Source organism: Pseudomonas alkylphenolica (assembly GCF_016009175.1).
Classification (GTDB): Bacteria; Pseudomonadota; Gammaproteobacteria; order Pseudomonadales; family Pseudomonadaceae; genus Aquipseudomonas; species Aquipseudomonas alkylphenolica_B.
In genome coordinates this window covers 368,469-386,641 of record NZ_JADUCM010000001.1, presented here as the reverse complement: position 1 = coordinate 386,641, position 18,173 = coordinate 368,469, and the positions used below count along the sequence as shown (strand labels likewise).

The 18,173-nt window shown below is 65.9% G+C and carries 10 protein-coding genes; 8 read left to right on the top strand and 2 right to left on the bottom strand.

Annotated elements, in window-relative coordinates; translation table 11 throughout:
- Both I5S59_RS01815 and I5S59_RS01810 read right to left on the bottom strand, forming a co-directional pair.
- Nucleotides 1-11,049 carry a non-ribosomal peptide synthetase gene (locus tag I5S59_RS01815; protein WP_197875123.1) on the bottom strand — a complete coding sequence of 3,683 codons (11,049 nt, stop codon included), beginning with the start codon at nt 11,047-11,049 and terminating at the stop codon, nt 1-3.
- 238 nt (nt 11,050-11,287) lie between these two features.
- Complete coding sequence (locus tag I5S59_RS01810) at nt 11,288-11,530, bottom strand: hypothetical protein (RefSeq protein WP_197875122.1); 243 nt, start codon at nt 11,528-11,530, stop codon at nt 11,288-11,290.
- A 456-nt stretch (nt 11,531-11,986) separates the two neighbouring features.
- Between I5S59_RS01810 and I5S59_RS01805 the strand changes: the two genes are divergently transcribed.
- The 8 genes from I5S59_RS01805 to I5S59_RS01770 are packed head-to-tail and all read left to right on the top strand — an operon-like array spanning nt 11,987 to nt 18,087.
- Nucleotides 11,987-13,174: a PepSY-associated TM helix domain-containing protein gene (locus I5S59_RS01805; protein ID WP_197875121.1), complete on the top strand. Its 1,188-nt coding sequence runs from the start codon at nt 11,987-11,989 to the stop codon at nt 13,172-13,174.
- Nucleotides 13,171-13,707 (top strand): thiamine pyrophosphate-binding protein, encoded by a 537-nt coding sequence (locus I5S59_RS01800; RefSeq protein ID WP_197875120.1) that lies wholly within the window; start codon nt 13,171-13,173, stop codon nt 13,705-13,707. Before I5S59_RS01805 ends, I5S59_RS01800 begins: the two co-directional genes overlap by 4 nt.
- On the top strand, nt 13,707-14,030 hold the full coding sequence (locus I5S59_RS01795) for a hypothetical protein (protein ID WP_128325025.1): 324 nt from the start codon (nt 13,707-13,709) through the stop codon (nt 14,028-14,030). Before I5S59_RS01800 ends, I5S59_RS01795 begins: the two co-directional genes overlap by 1 nt.
- Nucleotides 14,027-14,596 carry a DUF6162 family protein gene (locus I5S59_RS01790; RefSeq protein WP_197875119.1) on the top strand — a complete coding sequence of 190 codons (570 nt, stop codon included), beginning with the start codon at nt 14,027-14,029 and terminating at the stop codon, nt 14,594-14,596. Before I5S59_RS01795 ends, I5S59_RS01790 begins: the two co-directional genes overlap by 4 nt.
- A gap of 14 nt (nt 14,597-14,610) precedes the next feature.
- The gene (locus I5S59_RS01785; protein WP_197875118.1) at nt 14,611-15,531 is read left to right on the top strand and encodes a metal ABC transporter solute-binding protein, Zn/Mn family; all 921 of its coding nucleotides are present in this window, start codon (nt 14,611-14,613) and stop codon (nt 15,529-15,531) included.
- Nucleotides 15,528-16,277 (top strand): metal ABC transporter ATP-binding protein, encoded by a 750-nt coding sequence (locus I5S59_RS01780; RefSeq protein ID WP_197875117.1) that lies wholly within the window; start codon nt 15,528-15,530, stop codon nt 16,275-16,277. The genes I5S59_RS01785 and I5S59_RS01780 overlap by 4 nt, the downstream gene beginning before the upstream one ends.
- Nucleotides 16,277-17,176, top strand: coding sequence for a metal ABC transporter permease (locus tag I5S59_RS01775; protein ID WP_197875116.1), 900 nt, complete (start codon nt 16,277-16,279; stop codon nt 17,174-17,176). The genes I5S59_RS01780 and I5S59_RS01775 overlap by 1 nt, the downstream gene beginning before the upstream one ends.
- Nucleotides 17,173-18,087: a metal ABC transporter substrate-binding protein gene (locus I5S59_RS01770; protein WP_197875115.1), complete on the top strand. Its 915-nt coding sequence runs from the start codon at nt 17,173-17,175 to the stop codon at nt 18,085-18,087. Before I5S59_RS01775 ends, I5S59_RS01770 begins: the two co-directional genes overlap by 4 nt.
- Nucleotides 18,088-18,173 lie beyond the last annotated feature (86 nt).

The window sequence follows — 18,173 nt, the reverse complement described above, 5'->3', positions numbered from 1 at the left end:
TCAGTTCGCCTCCAGTTCGTTGAGAAAGTCAAACATGTCGCTGAGGTCTTCCTCTCGATTCGATGCCATGCAAGCGCCTACCGCTTCGGCGTAATCCGCCAGCGTGCGGGCGCTGAAAAGGGTTTCCAGGGCCAGCTCCACACCCAGCTCAAGCTGGGCCTGGGCCGTGGCCTGGGTGGCTAACAGCGAGTGGCCGCCGAGTTCGAAGAAGTTGTCGCCAAGGCCCACCTGCCCGACCTTGAGCACCTGCTGCCAGATGCCCGCCAGGCTGCGCTGCAGGTCGGTCACCGGCGCTTGATAGTCTTCGTGGCCCTGGTGAGCCTGCGGCAATGGCAGAGCCTTGCGATCGACCTTGCCGTTGGGATTCAGCGGCAGCTGGTCGAGCAGCATCAGTTGCGCCGGCACCATGTACGCCGGCAGTTGCACCTGCAGTTGTGCCTTGATCGCCTTGAGCAACAGCGCAGGCGTCTCAGTCATGTCGTCGGCCACCAGATAGCCGATCAACGCCTTGCCATGGGTGCCGTCATGCGCCACCACCACCGCCTCACGTACACCGGCCTGGGCCTGCAGGCAGGCTTCCACCTCACCCAGCTCGATGCGAAAGCCGCGGATCTTCACCTGATGGTCAATGCGCCCCAGGCAGTCGACGATGCCGCCGGGGCGTTGGCGTACCAGGTCACCGGAACGGTACAGGCGCCCGCCGACAGTGCCGGTGGGATCAGGCACGAAGCGCTCGGCAGTCAGCCCCGGACGGTTCAGGTAGCCACGGGCAACGCCATAGCCGCCCAGGTACAGCTCACCCGCCAGGCCATCGGGCAGCAGGTTCAGGGCAGCGTCGAGCACCTGCACGCTGCGCTCCCCGACCCTGTCGCCAATCGGTGCATAGGCCGCACCGCAGGTGTCGCTGGCGGCCGCCTTCCAGATCAGCGGGGTGACCACGGTTTCCGTCGGGCCATAGCCGTTGATGATGAACTGCGGTTTGAGCGCCCGGCGCGCCAGCTCGAAGCTGGCCTGCGGCACGGCATCGCCACCAAAGCAGTAGATGCGCAGCGGCGGCGGATTGCCGCGCCGCTGCGCCACCTGCGCAAGCTGCTGCAGGTACACCGGCGGGAAGGCCGCCCCGGTTACCCCATGGCGATGCAGGGCGTCGAAGGATTGTTCCGGGGTCCACAAACTGTCGTCACGCAACCGCAGACGGCCGCCATGGGTCAGCGCCGTCAGCCAGCGTTCGTGGGCGCCGTCGAAGGCAAACGACATGAACAGCAGTTCACAGTCGGCGGCGCTCATGCCGTAGCGCTGGCCAATGCGCTCGCAGTGCATGGCCAGGGGGCCGTGGGCCACCGCCACGCCCTTGGGCAGGCCGGTGGAGCCGGAGGTATAGATGATGTAGGCGAGGTTGTCGGCCAGCACGCGCTCGGCGGGCGGCGCGCTGGGCAGACCGTCGAGGTCCAGTTGATCCAGCTGCAGCACCTGCAGGCGGGCAGGCCGCTGCACCGCCGCGGTCAGGCTTGAATCGGTGATCAGCAGCGCCGCATTGCTGTCCTCAAGCAGATAGCTCAGGCGCTCGGCCGGGTAATTGACGTCCAGCGGCACATACGCGCCGCCCGCCTTTAGCACCGCCAGCAACGCCACCAGCAACTGGGCGTCGCGCCGTACGCCCACCGCCACGCGCACTTCCGGCCCTATACCTCGGGCCACCAAGGCGTGGGCCAGTTGATTGGCACGCCGATCCAGTTCGGCAAAGCTCAGGCGGTGCTCGCCCTGCACCACGGCAAGTTGTTCCGGCGTCTGCCGGGCCCACTGGGCGATACGCTGGTGCACCAGCAGGCCATCGCCCTGCCCTGTCGGCGCGTTACGCCGGGCGACCTCCGCGACTTCACTGGCCAGCGGCAAGGCAATGGTGCCCAGGCAGCGGCTCGGGTCAGCGGCAAACTGCTCGAGCACATGCACCAGGTGCGCGGCCAGGCGCGCCACCGCTTCATGGCTGAACTGGCGGGCGGCATAGTCGAAACCAAGGTACAGCGACTCACCCAGTTCCACTGCCAGCGCCAACGGATAGTGGGTCTGCTCATGGCTGCGCACCGGGCCAAAGTGCAGACCGCTGTCGGCCTGGCGTTGCAACGCCTCGCCCACCGGGTAGTTTTCGAACACCAGCAGCGTGTCGAACAACGCCTCACCGCCGAGCCCCGCCCATCGCTGGATTTCGAACAGCGGTGTCGCTTCGTGTTCGCCCATGGCCAGGTGCGGGGCCTGCACCTGCGCCAGCCACTGGCCGACCGTCAGTGCCGGTTGCGGGTGGCCAATCACCGGCAAGGTGTTGATGAACAGGCCGATCTGCCGCTCGGCACCCGCCACCTGCGCCGGGCGCCCGGCCACTGTCGCGCCGAAGGCGACACTCGACTGCCCCGTGTAACGCTGCAACAGCAGCAGCCAGGCGGCTTGCACCAGGGTGTTGACGGTGACTTTATTGCGTCGGGCAAAGGCCACCAGTTCAGCGCTGCGGGCCGGTGCCAGCGTCAGTGCGTGAGTCGCGCGGGCCGGGCCGTCGTTGCTGGAAGGTGGCGCCACAGCCGCCAGTACCGGTGCCAGCTGGGTCGGTGCCTCAAGCTGGGCCAGTTGCGTGCGCCAGAACGTTTCTCCCACCTGCGCATCCTGCGCCTGCAGCCAGGCGATGTAGTCGCGATAGCGCCCGGCCGGGGCCACGGGCACCTGGCCGTGATAGCGCTCCAGCACTTCACCGAGCAGCTGCGCATAGCTCCAGCCGTCCATGAGGATATGGTGGTTGGTGTAGATGAACTGGTAGGTGTCGGCATCGGTGCGCACCAGGCACAGCCGCAGCAACGGCGCCTGTTGCAGATCGAAGCCACGGGCCCGTTCGCTGTCTGCCAGGGCGTGCAATGCAGCATCAAGGTCGGCGCGCTCGCGCCAGTCCAGCTCGGTGAACGGCAGGTCGACCTGGCGGCGCACGAACTGCAGCGGCTGGGGAAAATCGCCCTGCCAGATGAAGCCGCTGCGCAGGCTGTCGTGTGCTTGCAGGGTGTGTGCCCAGGCCTCGCGGAAGCGCACGACGTCCAGCCCGCGTACCTGCACCTGCATCTGGTTGACGTAGTCTCCGCTGCCCTGGGCATACAGGGCATGGAAGAGCATGCCCTGTTGCATCGGCGACAAGGGATAAAGGTCGTCGAGCGCGCGCAGGTCGAGGCCCAGCCCTTCCAGCTGGCGCTGGTCCAGGCCGGACAGCGCCACATCCGACGGCGTCAGGCCGCCCTGCTGAGGATCGCAGCAGTGCTCGATCAGCGTCTGCAGGGTGCTGCTGTAGTCCGCCGCCAGGTCGGCGATCAGCGCCTCGTCGAACACGGCTTCACTGAACGTCCAGCCCAGGCTCAACTGGCCCTCGTAGACCTGGCCGTTCAGGGTCAGGGCGGCGCCCAGCGGTGCATCCGGGTGCTGGTCGCGGCTGCCGCTTTCCCCGGCCGGGCGCAGCAGCGCCTGCGGGTCGGCGAAGCTGCCGTCAAACTGCCCCAGGTAGTTGAAAACCACCGGCGCCGTTGGCAGCGCCGCCATCGCCTGTTGCGTGGCGCTGTCGCCCAGATAACGCAGCAGGCCATAACCGATGCCTTTGTTCGGCACGGCGCGCACTTGCTCCTTGATCGCCTTCAGCGCTTCGCCCGGCTGCGCGTGAGGCGTCAAGCGCAGCGGGAACAGGCTGGTGAACCAGCCTACCGTGCGGCTGAGGTCGACGCCTTCGAACAGGTCTTCGCGACCGTGCCCTTCCAGGCGAATCAGCGCGCTGCGTTCGCCTGTCCAGCGGCACAGCACCTGGGCAAGCGCCGTCAGCAACAGGTCGTTGACCTGGGTGCGGTAGGCCTGGGGTGCCTGTTGCAACAACTGCCGGGTAGCCTGGGCATCCAGGCGGCTGTACAGGGTACGGGCGTGACGGTTCAGCGACGGGGCTGCCTGCCGGGCCCCCGGCAGCGTCGCCGAAGCGCCGCTGCACTGGGCCTGCCAGAAGCCCGACTCAGCGGCCAGCGCGGCACTGCCGGCCAGGCCCTGCAAGTGCTCGGCCCAGCACTGGTAGGCACTGGTTCGGGCCGGCAACTGCAGTGCCTGGCCCTGCTGCAGTTGGCGATAGAGCGCTTGCAGGTCTTCGAAAAGGATGCGCCAGGACACACCATCGACCACCAGGTGGTGCACGGCAAGGAACAGCCGCTGGCCACCGTCGGCCAGGGTCACCAGCGCGCCGCGCAACAGTGGCCCCGCACCCAGGTCCAGGCTGCGCTGGACCTGATCGCACACCGCCGTCAGCTGCGCGGCGTCTGCAGCCTCGGCTTGCCACAGCAAAGGTTCACTGGCCGCCGAGTGATACTGCGCCGACCATTGTCCCGCGTCTTCAACAAAGCGCAGGCGCAAGGCATCGTGATGCCTGACCAGCGCCTGCAGGGCCTGCTCGAGCAACACGGGTTCCAGCACAAGCGGGGATTGCAGCAGCACCGACTGGTTCCAGTGCTGGCGCTCGACAATGGCCTCTTCGAAGAAGGCGCGCTGAATCGGCAGCAACACCTGCGTGCCGCCGACCTCGCCCTGATCTATCGCCGCTGGAGCGCTGCCCAAACGGGCAACTGTCGCAAGACCTTGCACGGTCTGGTGCTGGAACAGGTCTTTGCTCTTGAAGTGAATGCCGGCCTCGCGGGCGCGGCTGACCACCTGGATGGAGACGATCGAGTCGCCGCCCAGCTCGAAGAAGTTGTCGGTGACGCCCACCTGCTCCAGGTTCAGCACCTGCGCCCAGATCGCCGCCAGCTGCGCTTGCAAGGCATTTTGCGGCGCCTGGAAGGCTGCCGGCGAGGCCGCCTGCGGTGCCGGCAAGGCTGCACGATCGAGCTTGCCGTTGGCGGTCAGGGGCAGTTGTTCCAGCACAAGCCAGTGCTGCGGCACCATGTGCGCCGGCAGGCTGGTGCTCAGGTGCGCCTTGAGTGTTTCAAGTACCTCGCCGGCACCGGCTTGCGGCACCACGTAGGCCACCAGCTGGGTGCCCTGGCCAACCGGCTGCGCCAGTACGGCCACCGCAGCCACTTGCTCGCATTCGTGCAAGCGTGCCTCGATTTCGCCCAGTTCGATGCGCAGGCCACGGATTTTCACCTGGTGGTCGACACGCCCCAGGTACTCGATCACCCCGTCGGCACGCTGGCGACCGAGGTCGCCCGTGCGGTACATACGCGCACCGGGAACGCCGAACGGGTCCGGCACGAACTGCTGCGCGGTCAGCCCGGGGCGGCGCAGGTAACCGCGGGCGAGGCCCTCGCCACCCAGGTACAGCTCACCCACCGCATTGCCCGGGGTCGGGTTGAGCTGGCCGTCCAGCAGCAACGCCGAACGCGCGCCCACGGCACGGCCGATCGGGCTGTACAACGCCTGTTCGCCCGACGCCTCACACGCCCAGATCAACGGGCTGATCACCGCTTCCGTGGGGCCGTAGGCATTGAACAGTTGCCGCGCCTGCAACTGCGGCAGGCTGGCCAGCTGTTGCTGGTTCCACGCCTCACCACCGAGGATGCAGGCGCGCACGGTCAATGCCGGGCTGCCCGGCCCGGCGTCGGCCAGCAAGCGGGTGAGGTAGCTCGGCGGCAGGTCCAGCACGCTGATGCCGTGTTCGCTCACGGCCGCTTGCAGGCTCTGGTAGGACCACTGGCTGACCTCACCGACCACCAGCGCTGCGCCGTACCCCAGGGTCATGAAAATCTGTTCGGCAGCGGCGTCGAAACTGACCGAGGCGAACTGCAGCAGGCAATCCTCAGCACTCAATTGGTAGCGCGCGCCAGCTGCCTGGCAATGCATGGCCAGCGCCCCGTGCTCGACCGCCACGCCCTTGGGCAGGCCGGTGGAACCGGAGGTGTAGATCACGTAGGCCAGCTGCTGACCCGCGCAAGGTGCCTCCTCAAGGGGCGCATCACTGAATGCACAGGTCTGATCACCCAGCAGCACCGTAGGCCGTGACGGGTCCAGTGCCAGCTGCTTCAACAGGTGCTCATGCCCGAGCAACACCGTTGCCGCACTGTCGTCGAGCATGTACGCCAGGCGCTCGGCCGGGTACTGCGGGTCCAGCGGCAGGTACGCGCCACCGGCCTTGAAGATGGCCAGCAAGCCAGTGACCAGGTCAATGCCACGCTCGGCAACCATCGCCACCAGTACATCCGCCTTCACACCCGCTGCGAGCAAGCGCCGCGCCAGGCGATTGCTGCGTCGGTCCAGGGCGCTGTAGCTCAGGCGCTGTTCACCCTCGATCAGGGCAATGGCATCGGGCGCCAGGCGCACACGCTCGGCGAACAGCTCCAGCACCGACTCGACCGCGCTTTCCGGGGCCTGACCTCGGGCGTTTTCCAGCAGGGCCTGCCATTGCACCGGACTCAGCAGGCGCAACTGGCCAACAGGCTGTTGCGGTTGCTCGACCATCGCCCGCAGCAGGTTCAACCAATGCTGGGCCATGCCCTCGACGGTGGCGGAATCGAACAGTTCGGCCGCGTAGATAAACGAGGCGCTGATACCGTTGTCAGTCTCCAGGGTTTCCAGGGTCAGCTCGAACTGCGCCATGCCGCCGGGCAACACCCATTCCTCGGCCAACAGCCCGGGCAGGCTGTTACCGGCAGCGGCAGCGCCCACGGTGTTGAGGTGGTTGTACATCACCTGGAACAGCGGGTTGTGCGTCAGCGAGCGTTGTGGGTTGAGCGCTTCGACCAGTTTGTCGAACGGCAGGTCCTGGTGGGCCTGCGCCGCGAGCGCAGTGTCACGCACCTGGGCCAGCAACCTGTTGACCGAATCCTGCGCGTGCAGCGGCAGGCGCAATACCAGGGTGTTGACGAAAAAGCCCACCACGCCCTCCAGCTCCTGGGCGTTGCGGTTACTGATCGGCATGCCGATGCGGATGTCGTCCTGACCGCTGTAGCGTTGCAGCAACACGGCAAACGCGGCGACGAAAACCTGGAACAGGGTCAGGCTGTTGCGCTGCGCCAGCTGGCGCACGCGCTGCTCAAGCTCGATCGGCAGGCGCAGGTCGACCCGGCCCTCGCTGTAGCCCTCCCCCGGACGGCGGGGATGATCGGGGGCCAGCTCCAGCACCGGGTGCTCAGTGCCCAGCTGACCACGCCAGTAGTCGAGCTGGCGCGCCAGTTCACCGCCCTCAAGCCAGTTGCGTTGCCAGTGGGCATAGTCGGCGTACTGCACCGCCAAGGGCGCAAGGCTCAGCGGCTGCTGGCGCTGGAAGGCGCCATACAGCGCAGCGAACTCTCGCCCCAGCACACCCATCGACCAGCCGTCGGAGATGATGTGGTGCAGGGTGACCACCAACAGGTGCTGCCCAGGCGTCACCTCGAACACCTTGACCCGCAGCAACGGACCGCGTTCCAGGTCGAACAGCACGGCAATCTCTTGCGCGATCCGCGCCTCGACCGTGCGTTTGTCGGCCTTTTCCAGTCGCTCCCAGCGCACCGTCACCTGCCCCTGAGGTTCAATGACCTGGCACAACTGGCCGTCCTGCCGGTTGAAGTGCGTGCGGAACGCCTCATGCCGCATGACCAGCGCGGCGAAGGTCTGCTCCAGTGCGGTGCGGTCCAGCTGGCCTTGTAACTTGACTACGATCGGGGTGTGGTAGGCGCGGCTGTGCGGTTCCAGGGTCCACAACAACCATTGCCGCTGCTGGGCAAACGAGGCCGGTAGCGGCTGCTGGCGCGCCAGTGCCTGCAGCGGTAGGCGCCCGTCGTCAGTGCCCGCCTGAGCGACCCGTTCGGCGAACGCGCCGAAGGTGGCGGTTTCGAACAGGCTGCGCAACGGCAGCTCGACCTGCAGCAGGCGGCGCACCCGCGAAATGATCTGGGGCGCCAGCAACGAATGGCCACCGAGGTTGAAGAAGTTGTCGTTCAGGCCAACCTGCCCGACCTCCAGCACCTGCGCCCAGATCTGCGCCAGTTGCACCTCAAGGGCCGAAACAGGTGGTTGAAAAGGAGCCTGGGTGGCGTGCAGCTCAATGGCCGCCAGGGCACGCTGGTCAAGTTTGCCATTAAGGGTCAACGGCAACGCGGCCAGCACCACCACCTGGGTGGGCAGCATGTACTCGGGCAGCACCCGGGCCAGTCCTTCGCGCAGTTGCGCGGTCAGCGCCTGCTCGCCCCGCACCGGGGCGTTGTCGGCAAGCACCAGGTACGCCACGATCTGCGCATGGCCACCGACGTTGGCGACCCGCGTCACCGCTTCCTTGACCGAGGCCTGAGTACGCAGGCAGGCGCTGATTTCCTCAAGCTCGATGCGGTAACCGCGAATTTTCACCTGGTGGTCGATACGGCCCAGGAAGCGCACCTGGCCCTGATCGTCATGACGGCACAGGTCGCCGCTGCGGTACAGGCGCTGGCCGGGCGCGCCATGCGGGTCGGGCACAAAGCGTTCGGCCGTGAGCCCCGGCCGCCGGTGATAGCCGCGCGCCAGCCCCGCCCCGCCCAGCAGCAGTTCACCGCTGACGCCGCCTGGTACCGGCTGCAGCTCAGCATCGACAATCAATGCGCGCACATTCGGCAAGGGCCGCCCCAACGCCAGGTTGGCAGGCGCAGCGAGGTCGACCGCTGCCGTCAGCACGCCAACGGTGGTTTCGGTAGGGCCGTAGTGATTGATGACCTGGCACTGCGGCGCCCAGTCTGCGATGCGCTGCAACAACGTCACCGAGGCCGCCTCCCCGCCCAGCACCAGGCACCGGCGCGGCAGCCCCGCGCCGCGATGGTGCTCGCTGAGCAAGGCTTCGATGTGCGACGGCACGATCTTCAGCACATCGATCTGCTGGTCAGCCATGTAGGCGGCAAAGCGCTCGGCATCCAGGGTCAGGTCAAGGTCCAGCACATGCAAGGCGCAGCCCGTGCACAGCGCCCCGAACAGTGTGGTGTGGCCAAGGTCGGCAGCAATCGTCGAGACCACGGCCATGCTGCTTGCCCCCTCCAATGGCAGGGTCTGCACAATGCCCTGGACATAATTGACCAGGCCGCGGTGGGTCAGGCTCACGCCCTTGGCGTTGCCGGTGGAGCCGGAGGTGTAAATCAGGTAGGCGAGATGTTCCGGGGCCTGCTCCAGCGCCAGGTTCTCGGCACTGTAGCCGTTCAGGTGATCCTGCCCGGCGTCGAGCAGCATCACCTCAAGGTCTGGCGGAGTCGGCAGGCGCTCAAGCAACGCCGACTGGGTCAGCAGCACCTCTACCCCGCTGTCTTCAAGCAGGTACGCCAGGCGTTCGCGCGGGTACTGCGGGTCGAACGGCACATAAGCCGCGCCTGCCTTGAGCACCGCCAGCAGGCCGACGATCATCTCCACTGAGCGTTCCACCGCCATCCCTACCAGCGCCTGCGGGCCGACACCGGTGGCTTGCAGGTGACGGGCCAGCTGGTTGGCGCGGGCGTTGAGCTGGGCGTAGCTCAGGCGCTGCCCGCCAAACACCACGGCCGTGCGCTGTGGGTGAGCTGCAGCCTGCTGTTCGATCAGTTGGTGGATGCAGGGCTCGCCAGCGCGCTCGACCCGGGTCTGATTCCAGTCGTGGACCACTCGCTGGTGTTCCTGCGGGTGCAACATCACCAGCTCGCCCACACGTCCGTCAGGCGCCTGGACCATGGCCCTCAACAGGTTCAGCCAATGGCCGGCCATGCGCGCGATGGTCGCCGGCCCGAACAGGTCGGTGCGGTAGGTAAAGGCGGCGTGCAGCTGCCCACCGCGCTCGTAGGTGTCCAGGCTGAGGTCAAAACGGGTGGTGCGTGCGTCCCACTCCAGCGCCTGCAACTGCAGGCCGCCTGCCGTGTGCAGGGCACTCAGGTCGGCGACCTGCGGCTGGTGGTTGTACATCACCTGGAACAGCGGCGTGTGCGCGGTGTTGCGCTGCACCTGCAGGCCTTCGACCAACTGTTCGAACGGCAGCTCCTGATGCGCCTGCGCCCCTAGCGCGGTGGCCTTGATCTGCTGCAACAAGGCATCGACGCCAGCCGCCCCGTCGAACTGCAGGCGCAATACCTGGGTATTGACGAAAAAGCCGATCAGCCCTTCGACTTCATTGCGGTTGCGGTTGGCGATCGGCACCCCGACACGAATGTCGGCTTGCCCGCTGTAGCGGTGCAACAAGGTGCCGAACGCGCCCAGCAACAGCATGAACAGGGTCACATTGTGTTGGCGGGCACTGGCTCGCAACTGCTCGGCCAACACAGGCGGCACCTCGAAGGTATGACGGCTGCCGAGTGACCCCGGGCGTGCCGGGCGCGGATGGTCCAGCGGCAAGTCCAGCAGCGGATGCTCATCGCCCAGCTGGTTGCGCCAGTAATCGAGCTGGCGCGCCTGCTCGCCGGCCTCCAGCCAGCGCCGCTGCCACAGCGCGTAATCTTCGTACTGAATCGCCAGGGCCGGCAAGGCTGCGTCCTGGCCACGTTCGGCGGCGTCGTACAGGCGAATGAACTCGTCAATCAGCACATTCATCGACCAGCCATCGGCAACGATGTGGTGCATCACCAGCACCAGCACATGCTCCTGCTCGGCCAGGCGTACCAGGCTGACCCGCAGCAACGGCCCGCAGGCCAGGTCGAAGGGCAACCGGGCCTGGCGCTCGGCCTCGGCACGTACCCAGGCCTCACGCTGCGCGGCGGGTTCGGCGCTGATGTCGTGATGGGTGATCTGCAGGGGCAGGGTGAGCGGCACGCGTTGCGGCAGGTCGTCTGCGCCCTGGACGAAAGCACTGCGCAAGGTCTGGTGGCGGGCCTGCAACCGGGCAAACGCGGCCTCCAGCGCTGCAGTGTCCAGTGCGCCGGTCAGGCGAACTGCACTGGGCAGGTTGTAGGCGGACGAGTGCGGGTCCAGTTGCCACAACAGCCACATGCGCTGCTGGGCAAACGACAGTACCTGTTCGCTGCCTGCGACCCCGGCCGGAATCAGCAAGACGGAAAAATCGACCCCCTCACGCGCCAGCGCCGCCAGGAACAGGCTGCGCTTGTCCCGCGGCAGCTCAAGAAAGCGGCGGGCGAGTTTACGGGCGTCTTCTGCATTCATCTGTGTTCATCCATCCATTAGGGCCACGAGCCTGGGCGCTCGTCAGTCCAAGGAAAACGGATGACTACGGTGGAAAATTAAGGTGATTCACGCTGGTCCGGCGTCCCGGTAAATTCGCGACGTAGGAGCCAGGCTTGCCGGCGAATCAGGCACTGCGGAGCCCCTGATGCACCGCGTCACGTTCTTCGCGGGCAAGCCACGCTCCTACAAATTGAACTGCACCGCAGACACAAAGGGCCTAGTGCAAATTCTGCAGCCCGTCCGGCATTTGCACCTGTATCAACATGGACTCGAGCATCACCCGCAGCGCCTCCATTTCATGCATCGATGCCATCATCAGAATCGAAGCGGGTGACTTGGGCTGCAACAGGAGTGCCTGATGGATCACGGTCTGCGCACACAGGGCATAGTCCGAGGCCTGGATGAGGGTGTCTTCGAGGAAGTGGGGGTTGTGCGGCGGGTCGGGGACAATTTTCAGCATGAATCAACTCCTTGACGGGGCCCCCATCTACCTGCCGTCAAACAGGTGGGTGGCAGCTATACGTAGGTTGACAGACCGGCGGAGTTGATCAGTAACCGGCGCACGCGAACGTGCCCTACGCACAGCCGCCATTGAAGGTTTAAGCCATGCGATCAACCCGAAGCGGCCTGTCAAAGCCGTGTCGTCAATAGGTAACGACCCGCCGAGACTAGTGCGCTGCCAACGCGACCGCAACGGATAAAAAGCGGCAGAAGTATGTTTGGGAAATGTCTTACGAGGAATAGGTAAAAACTGATTTTTTGCACCGCAACTCCACCCCTCTGGGTGCATCTCGTCGCCCTGAAACATTTTCTTTCATTTGCTAAGACGGTTTTTCAATTCTCATTCGTCCTATTAGTAACAGTTGCGAAAGCTGTGCTTTGTCGCGACCTCAATTCCTTGAAAAGACCGGGTTCCATGTCAAAAAAATCCAAATCCAGACTCTGGTTTCTGGTGCACAGCTGGCTCGCCCTGCCGATCTGGTTCTTTGTGCTGATCGTGTGCGTTACCGGCACCCTCGCCGTGGTCAGCCAGGAAATCGTCTGGCTGGCGAACCCGGACGTGCGCGCCACCCAGCCCGACGCTGTCGCCGAGCGCCTGAGCTACCAGCAAATTCTCGACGCCCTGCACAAGGCCGAGCCGGACATGGCCGTGCGCTTTCTCAGCCAGCCGGACGGCTCGCACTTCGCTCTGACCGCCGCCGTGACCTTTGCAGATGGCAGCGCACCGCCGCTCTACGTCAACCCGTACACCGGGGCGATCCAGGGCAAGAGCCCGGACTTCAACTTCGAGGCCTTTACCCGCGCCCTGCACGGCTGGTGGCTGGTGCCGTTCACCAACGGCTACAGCTGGGGCTGGTACCTGGTGTCGCTGCTCGGCCTGCCGATGCTGGCCTCGCTGGTCACCGGCCTTGTGGTCTACAAGAAATTCTGGAAAGGCTTCTTCAAGCCAACGTTGCGCTTCAACCATGGTGCGCGGATTTTCTGGGGCGACTTTCACCGCCTGAGCGGCATCTGGTCGATCTGGTTCATTGCGGTGATTTCCATCACCGGTACCTGGTTCCTGATCCAGGCGATCCTCGCCGACAACCACATCAGTGTGTCTACGGAACCGGTGGTACCGGTGATTGCCCGCGAAGACGTGCCACGCACGGCGTCCGGGGAGCCAGCACCGCGCATCAGCGTCGATGAGGTCACGCGCATTGCCCGCGAGCAGATCCCGGGCCTTGAGGTGAGTTTTGTGTCGATGCCCGGCAACGCCTACTCCCACGTTTACCTGGGCGGCCGCGGCTGGTACCCGCTGATGTTCCAGACGGTCAACGTCAACCCCTACAACAGCAAGATCGAATCGCAGTTCCTGATTCAGGACCGTTCGACCCTGGAGTTTGTCACCGAGTCGATGCGCCCACTGCACACCGGCGACTTCGGCGGCCTGGCAATCAAGCTGATCTGGGCGTTCTTCGGCCTGCTGCTGTCAATGATGGTGCTGAGCGGCCTGCTGATCTGGACCAAGCGCACCGCCCAGGCCACCGCTGCCGCCCTCAAGCGCGGGGAACGCAAGCAGGCCCGCACCACCCCTGAAACCGCCACGGAGGCCAGCCTATGAGCAAGGCAGCAGTCGCGCCCGCCAGCCCCTTGAGCCGCTGGTGGCACCAATGGCGCTTTCATCTCAACATCCTGCTGTTGCTGATCCCGCTCGGTTTCATGCCCAAGTACTTTGCCGACGCCGCGCTGTTTCGCGGCGACAGTGGCCTGGGCGAACGCGACCTGGGCACTATCCAGGTCGGCCCGTGGCAGGTGCAACTGGCCGAGCTGCGCGACGAGGCACCGCGCGCCGATGGCCCGGCAGGTCACTTCAAGGCCTTCAACGCGGCGCTGTGCAAAACCTGCATCAACGAGGTCAAGGCCGCTTACCTGCGCATCGGCAAACCGCGCAGCCTGCGCGCCGCCGGCACGATCTTCTTCGGCCCGCCCTACCGCATGGCCACCAACCTGCCGATCCCGGGCAAAACCAAGGCCGATGCCGAGATCTGGATCACCCTCGAAGGCTGGGACGGAAGCATGCACCAAGCGTCCATCCCCCTGGCCAAGGCCTCGCCGGCCACCCTCGCCTGGCTGAACAAACAAGGAGGCAAATGATGAAGCCCACCCCCCGCAGGCTGCTGGTGCCCCTGCTCTTGCTCGGCGCCGCCAGCCCGGCCCTGGCGCATAACCCGATGTGCGAATGCAAGCCGGTCGACGGCGGGCAGATCGAGTGCACCGGCGGTTTTTCCGACGGTAGCGGCGCACCGGGGGTGACCCTCGACGTGATCGGCTACAACGAGGAAATCCTCGTGCCGGGCAAGTTGGGCGAGAACTCGAAACTGACGTTCAAGCGTCCGGACGGTGAGTTCTATGTGCTGTTCGACGCAGGCCCCGGGCATGTGGTCGAAATCGACTACGCCGACATTGGTGAGCCATGAGCCGGGTCCAGGTGGTACGCCCGGCCGGCGCCGGGCACGAAACCCTCTACGTGCTGCTGGTGAGCCTGTGCATCCTGGCGGTGGCGGCGGGGATTGTCGCCCTGCGTGGTGAACGTCACGACGAGGTCAGTATCGAGGCCCATCAGCTCGATGCCCGCCGCGACCTGTATGCCGCCGAGCAAGGCGTGTACGCCGACCTGCGGGTGGCGTTCGAAGAAATCCAGCTACGCCGCGAAGAAGCCCCTGAGCCGGTCGAGGTCGCCACCCTGGCCGAAGAAGGCTTCCCGCCCTTCGCCCAGGACGCCAGCAGTGCGAGCCGTGGCGAACATCAATGGCAACGGCTGGGCCAGCAGGCCTACCTGGGCCTGAGCCAGGCGGTGAGCGGGGCCGGCAGTTTTCTGATGCTGATCCCCGCCGAGCATGACGGCGCCGCCGATATCTGGCTGCTGCGCAAGGCTGATGCCACTGTCCCTGCCGACCTGTCGCCCGCCGCACTGATCGCCGCGGGCTGGCAGCAGATCGCCGCCCACTATGACGCCGGCGTCACCCGCCAGCATCGTCACTGATACAAGGACACCCCATGTTTCGCTCCGCCCTCGCCCGTCGCCTCCTGAGTGTGCTCATTGCTGTTGCCTTGCCTGCCGTGGCCGTCGCCGAGGTCAATGGCAAACCGTTGCGCATCGGCATCACCCTGCACCCGTACTACAGCTACGTGACCAACATTGTCGGTGACAAGGCCGAGGTGGTGCCGCTGATTCCGGCCGGGTTCAACCCCCACGCCTACGAACCACGGGCCGAGGACATCAGGCGCATCGGCAGCCTCGACGTGGTGGTGCTCAACGGCATCGGCCACGATGACTTTGCCGACCGCATGATCGCCGCCAGCGAAAAACCGCAGATCACCGTGATCGAGTCCAACACCAACGTTCCGCTGCTGGCCGCCACCGGCGTTGCCGCGCGCGGCGCGGGCAAGGTGGTCCACCCGCACACCTTCCTGTCGATCAGCGCCAGCATCGCCCAGGTCAACAACATCGCCCGCGAGCTGGGCAAGCTCGACCCCGACAACGCCAAGTACTACAGCCAGAACGCCCGCGCCTACGCCAAGCGCCTGCGCAAGCTGCGCGCCGACGCCCTGGCCCAGGTCACCGAAGCGCCGGGCGCCGAGTTTCGTGTCGCCACCATCCATGCCGCCTATGACTACCTGGTGCGCGAGTTCGGCCTGGAGGTCACCGCCGTGGTCGAACCGGCCCACGGCATCGAACCCAGCCCGAGCCAGCTGAAGAAGACCATCGACCAGCTCAAGGCGCTGGACGTCAAAGTGATTTTCTCGGAGATGGACTTCCCTTCGGCCTATGTCGAGACCATCCAGCGCGAGTCCGGGGTGAAGATCTACCCGCTGACCCACATCTCCTACGGTGACTACAGCAAGGAGAAGTACGAGGTGGAGATGAAGCGCAACCTCGACACCGTGGTGCGGGCGATCAAGGAGTCCAAGGCATGACTGTCGCAGAAACCGTCATCAGCCCGCCCTGTGGGCCGGACATCGAGTTTGCCGCGATCGACCTGACATTGGGGCGCACACGCATTCTCGACCAGGTCAGTTTCAAGGTGGCCGCTGGCAGCGTGCATGCGCTGGTCGGCCCCAACGGCGGCGGTAAAAGTTCGCTGGTGAAAACCCTGCTCGGGCAAATGCCGCACCAGGGCCAGCTGACCCTGACCTGGCCGGGCGACACCCAGGTGATTGGCTATGTGCCCCAGGCCCTGGAGTTCGACCGTGGCCTGCCAATGACAGTCGATGACTTCATGGCTGCCATGTGCCAGCGGCGCCCGGCCTTTCTCGGCCTGTCGCGCAAGGTGGCACCGGCCATCGACGCAGCGCTGGAACGGGTCGGCATGCTCGACAAACGCAAGCGGCGCATGGGCGCCCTCTCCGGCGGCGAGCGCCAGCGCGTGTTGCTGGCCCAGGGCCTGATCCCGGCGCCGCACTTGCTGGTACTGGATGAACCGATGTCGGCGCTGGACGAAGCCGGTATCCAGGTGTTCGAGCGCCTGCTGCTGGACTGGCGCGCAGCCGGCACCACCGTGCTGTGGATCGAGCACGACCTGCAAGCGGTGGCGCGCCTGGCCGACAAGGTCACTGGCCTCAGCCGCCGGGTGCTGTTCGACGCCCCACCGAAGCAGGCGCTGACCCCGGAGCGCCTGCTCAGCCTGTTCTCCATTCACCCGCGCAGCGAGAGCACCACCTGATGAACTACGAAGAATTTCGCCTGCTGATTCAGGGCTGGGCCAGCGCCGGTTACCTGCCCGAGGCCCTGGCCTATGGTTTTGTGGTCAACGCCCTGCTCGCCGGCCTGATGATCGGCCCGGTGCTGGGCGGGCTGGGCACGCTGGTGGTGGTCAAGCGCTTTGCGTTCTTCTCCGAAGCGGTCGGCCACGCGGCGCTGACTGGCGTTGCCATCGGCATCCTGCTCGGTGAACCCTACACCGGCCCCTACGGCAGCCTGTTCGGCTACTGCCTGCTGTTCGGCATCCTCCTCAACTTTTTGCGCAACCGCACCGGGCTTTCCCCCGATACCCTGATCGGCGTGTTCCTCTCGGTGTCCCTGGCCCTGGGCGCCAGCCTGCTGCTGATGCTGGCCGGCAAGATCAACGTGCACATCCTCGAGAACGTGCTGTTCGGCTCGGTGCTCACTGTCAGCGGCCAGGACCTGTTGGTGCTGGGCATTGTCGGCACGCTGGTGCTGGCCCTGGCCCTGCCGCTGTACAACCGCATCATGCTCGCCAGTTTCAACCCGCAACTGGCGGCGGTGCGCGGTGTGGCGGTGAAGCGCCTGGACTACCTGTTCGTGGTGCTGGTGACCCTGGTCACGGTGGCGGCGGTGAAGGTGATCGGCGCCATTCTCGTCGGTGCCTTGCTGGTGATTCCGGCAGCGGCGGCGCGCTTGATCAGCCAGTCGCTGAAAGGCTTTTTCTGGGCCTCGGTGCTGATCGCCACCCTCAGTACCCTGGTGGGCATCCTGCTGCCCATCGTCTTCGACCTGCCGGTGCCTTCAGGCGCGGCGATCATTCTTGTCGCCGGCTGCTGCTTCGCCCTCGCCGCCCTGGCCCGCGGCCTTGTCCCACGCCTGCAAGGAAACCCGGCATGACCTTCGATCTCAAACACCTGTGTCTGGCCCTGGCACTGGCGGGCCTGCCCACCTTGAGCCTTGCGCAAGCGGCCCCGGCGGCAACCCAGCACCCTGCCAGTGTCAGCGTGCTGGCGTCGTTGCCGGTGCCCTACGCCCTGGCCAGCGCCCTGCTCGACGGTACCTCCGTCACCTTGACGCGTGCGGCACCGGCGAACATTCCGGCATCGCGCCAGCCGTCCTATTTCAGCGGCCGGGGCGGCGCGAGCCTGCAGAAAGCCGCGAGCCAGGCGGATGCAGTGATCGGCCTGCGCTCGATCTGGCGTGACGACCCGCGCTACCCGGTGGCACGGCGCAGCAACATCCGTATCGTTGAAATCGACGCCGCGCGCCCGGTCGACGGCGCCTTGCCGGGGATCGCCGTGCAGGGTAACGATGCCTTTGCCGCCTACCCTTGGTTGAATCCGACCAACCTGGGGCGCATGGCCGATGTACTGGCCAACGACCTGGGGCGCCTGAGCCCGAGCGATCAGGCAAAAATCCAGAGCAACCTGGCCAGCCTCAAGCGCCAGTTGCTGGAGCTCAGTGCCGGCAGCGAAACGCGCCTGGCCGACGCCGACAACCTCAGTGTGGTCAACCTCTCGGACCGCCTGGGTTACCTGATTGGCGGCCTGAACCTGGACCTGATCGACCACCCGCAAGTGGCGGACGATCAATGGGATGCGGCGGCGCTCAAGCGTCTGGGTGATGAACTCAAGGGGCAGGATGTGGCGCTGGTGCTGCACCACAAACAGCCGGGCAAGGAAGTGGCCGAGGTGATCGCCGCCTCTGGGGCCAAGCTGGTGGTGATCGATACCGACCCGCAAGACACCCTGGCGGGGTTGAAGGCCAGTATCGAGCAAGTGGTCGGGGCGCTAGCGGCTAGCAGCTGATACAGGCACACCACAACCCACTGTGGGAGCCGGCAGCGCCGGCGATGGGCTGCAACGCAGCCCCATAGCCAGCCCTGGCAACAGAG

Excerpts from the sequence above, each read along its gene's own strand:
- I5S59_RS01815 (WP_197875123.1), bottom strand. The coding sequence starts at position 11,049 with ATGAATGCAGAAGACGCCCGTAAACTCGCCCGCCGCTTTCTTGAGCTG.
- I5S59_RS01795 (WP_128325025.1), top strand. The coding sequence starts at position 13,707 with ATGAAGCCCACCCCCCGCAGGCTGCTGGTGCCCCTGCTCTTGCTCGGC.
- I5S59_RS01780 (WP_197875117.1), top strand. The coding sequence starts at position 15,528 with ATGACTGTCGCAGAAACCGTCATCAGCCCGCCCTGTGGGCCGGACATC.
- I5S59_RS01775 (WP_197875116.1), top strand. The coding sequence starts at position 16,277 with ATGAACTACGAAGAATTTCGCCTGCTGATTCAGGGCTGGGCCAGCGCC.
- I5S59_RS01810 (WP_197875122.1), bottom strand. The coding sequence starts at position 11,530 with ATGCTGAAAATTGTCCCCGACCCGCCGCACAACCCCCACTTCCTCGAA.
- I5S59_RS01790 (WP_197875119.1), top strand. The coding sequence starts at position 14,027 with ATGAGCCGGGTCCAGGTGGTACGCCCGGCCGGCGCCGGGCACGAAACC.
- I5S59_RS01785 (WP_197875118.1), top strand. The coding sequence starts at position 14,611 with ATGTTTCGCTCCGCCCTCGCCCGTCGCCTCCTGAGTGTGCTCATTGCT.
- I5S59_RS01770 (WP_197875115.1), top strand. The coding sequence starts at position 17,173 with ATGACCTTCGATCTCAAACACCTGTGTCTGGCCCTGGCACTGGCGGGC.
- I5S59_RS01805 (WP_197875121.1), top strand. The coding sequence starts at position 11,987 with ATGTCAAAAAAATCCAAATCCAGACTCTGGTTTCTGGTGCACAGCTGG.
- I5S59_RS01800 (WP_197875120.1), top strand. The coding sequence starts at position 13,171 with ATGAGCAAGGCAGCAGTCGCGCCCGCCAGCCCCTTGAGCCGCTGGTGG.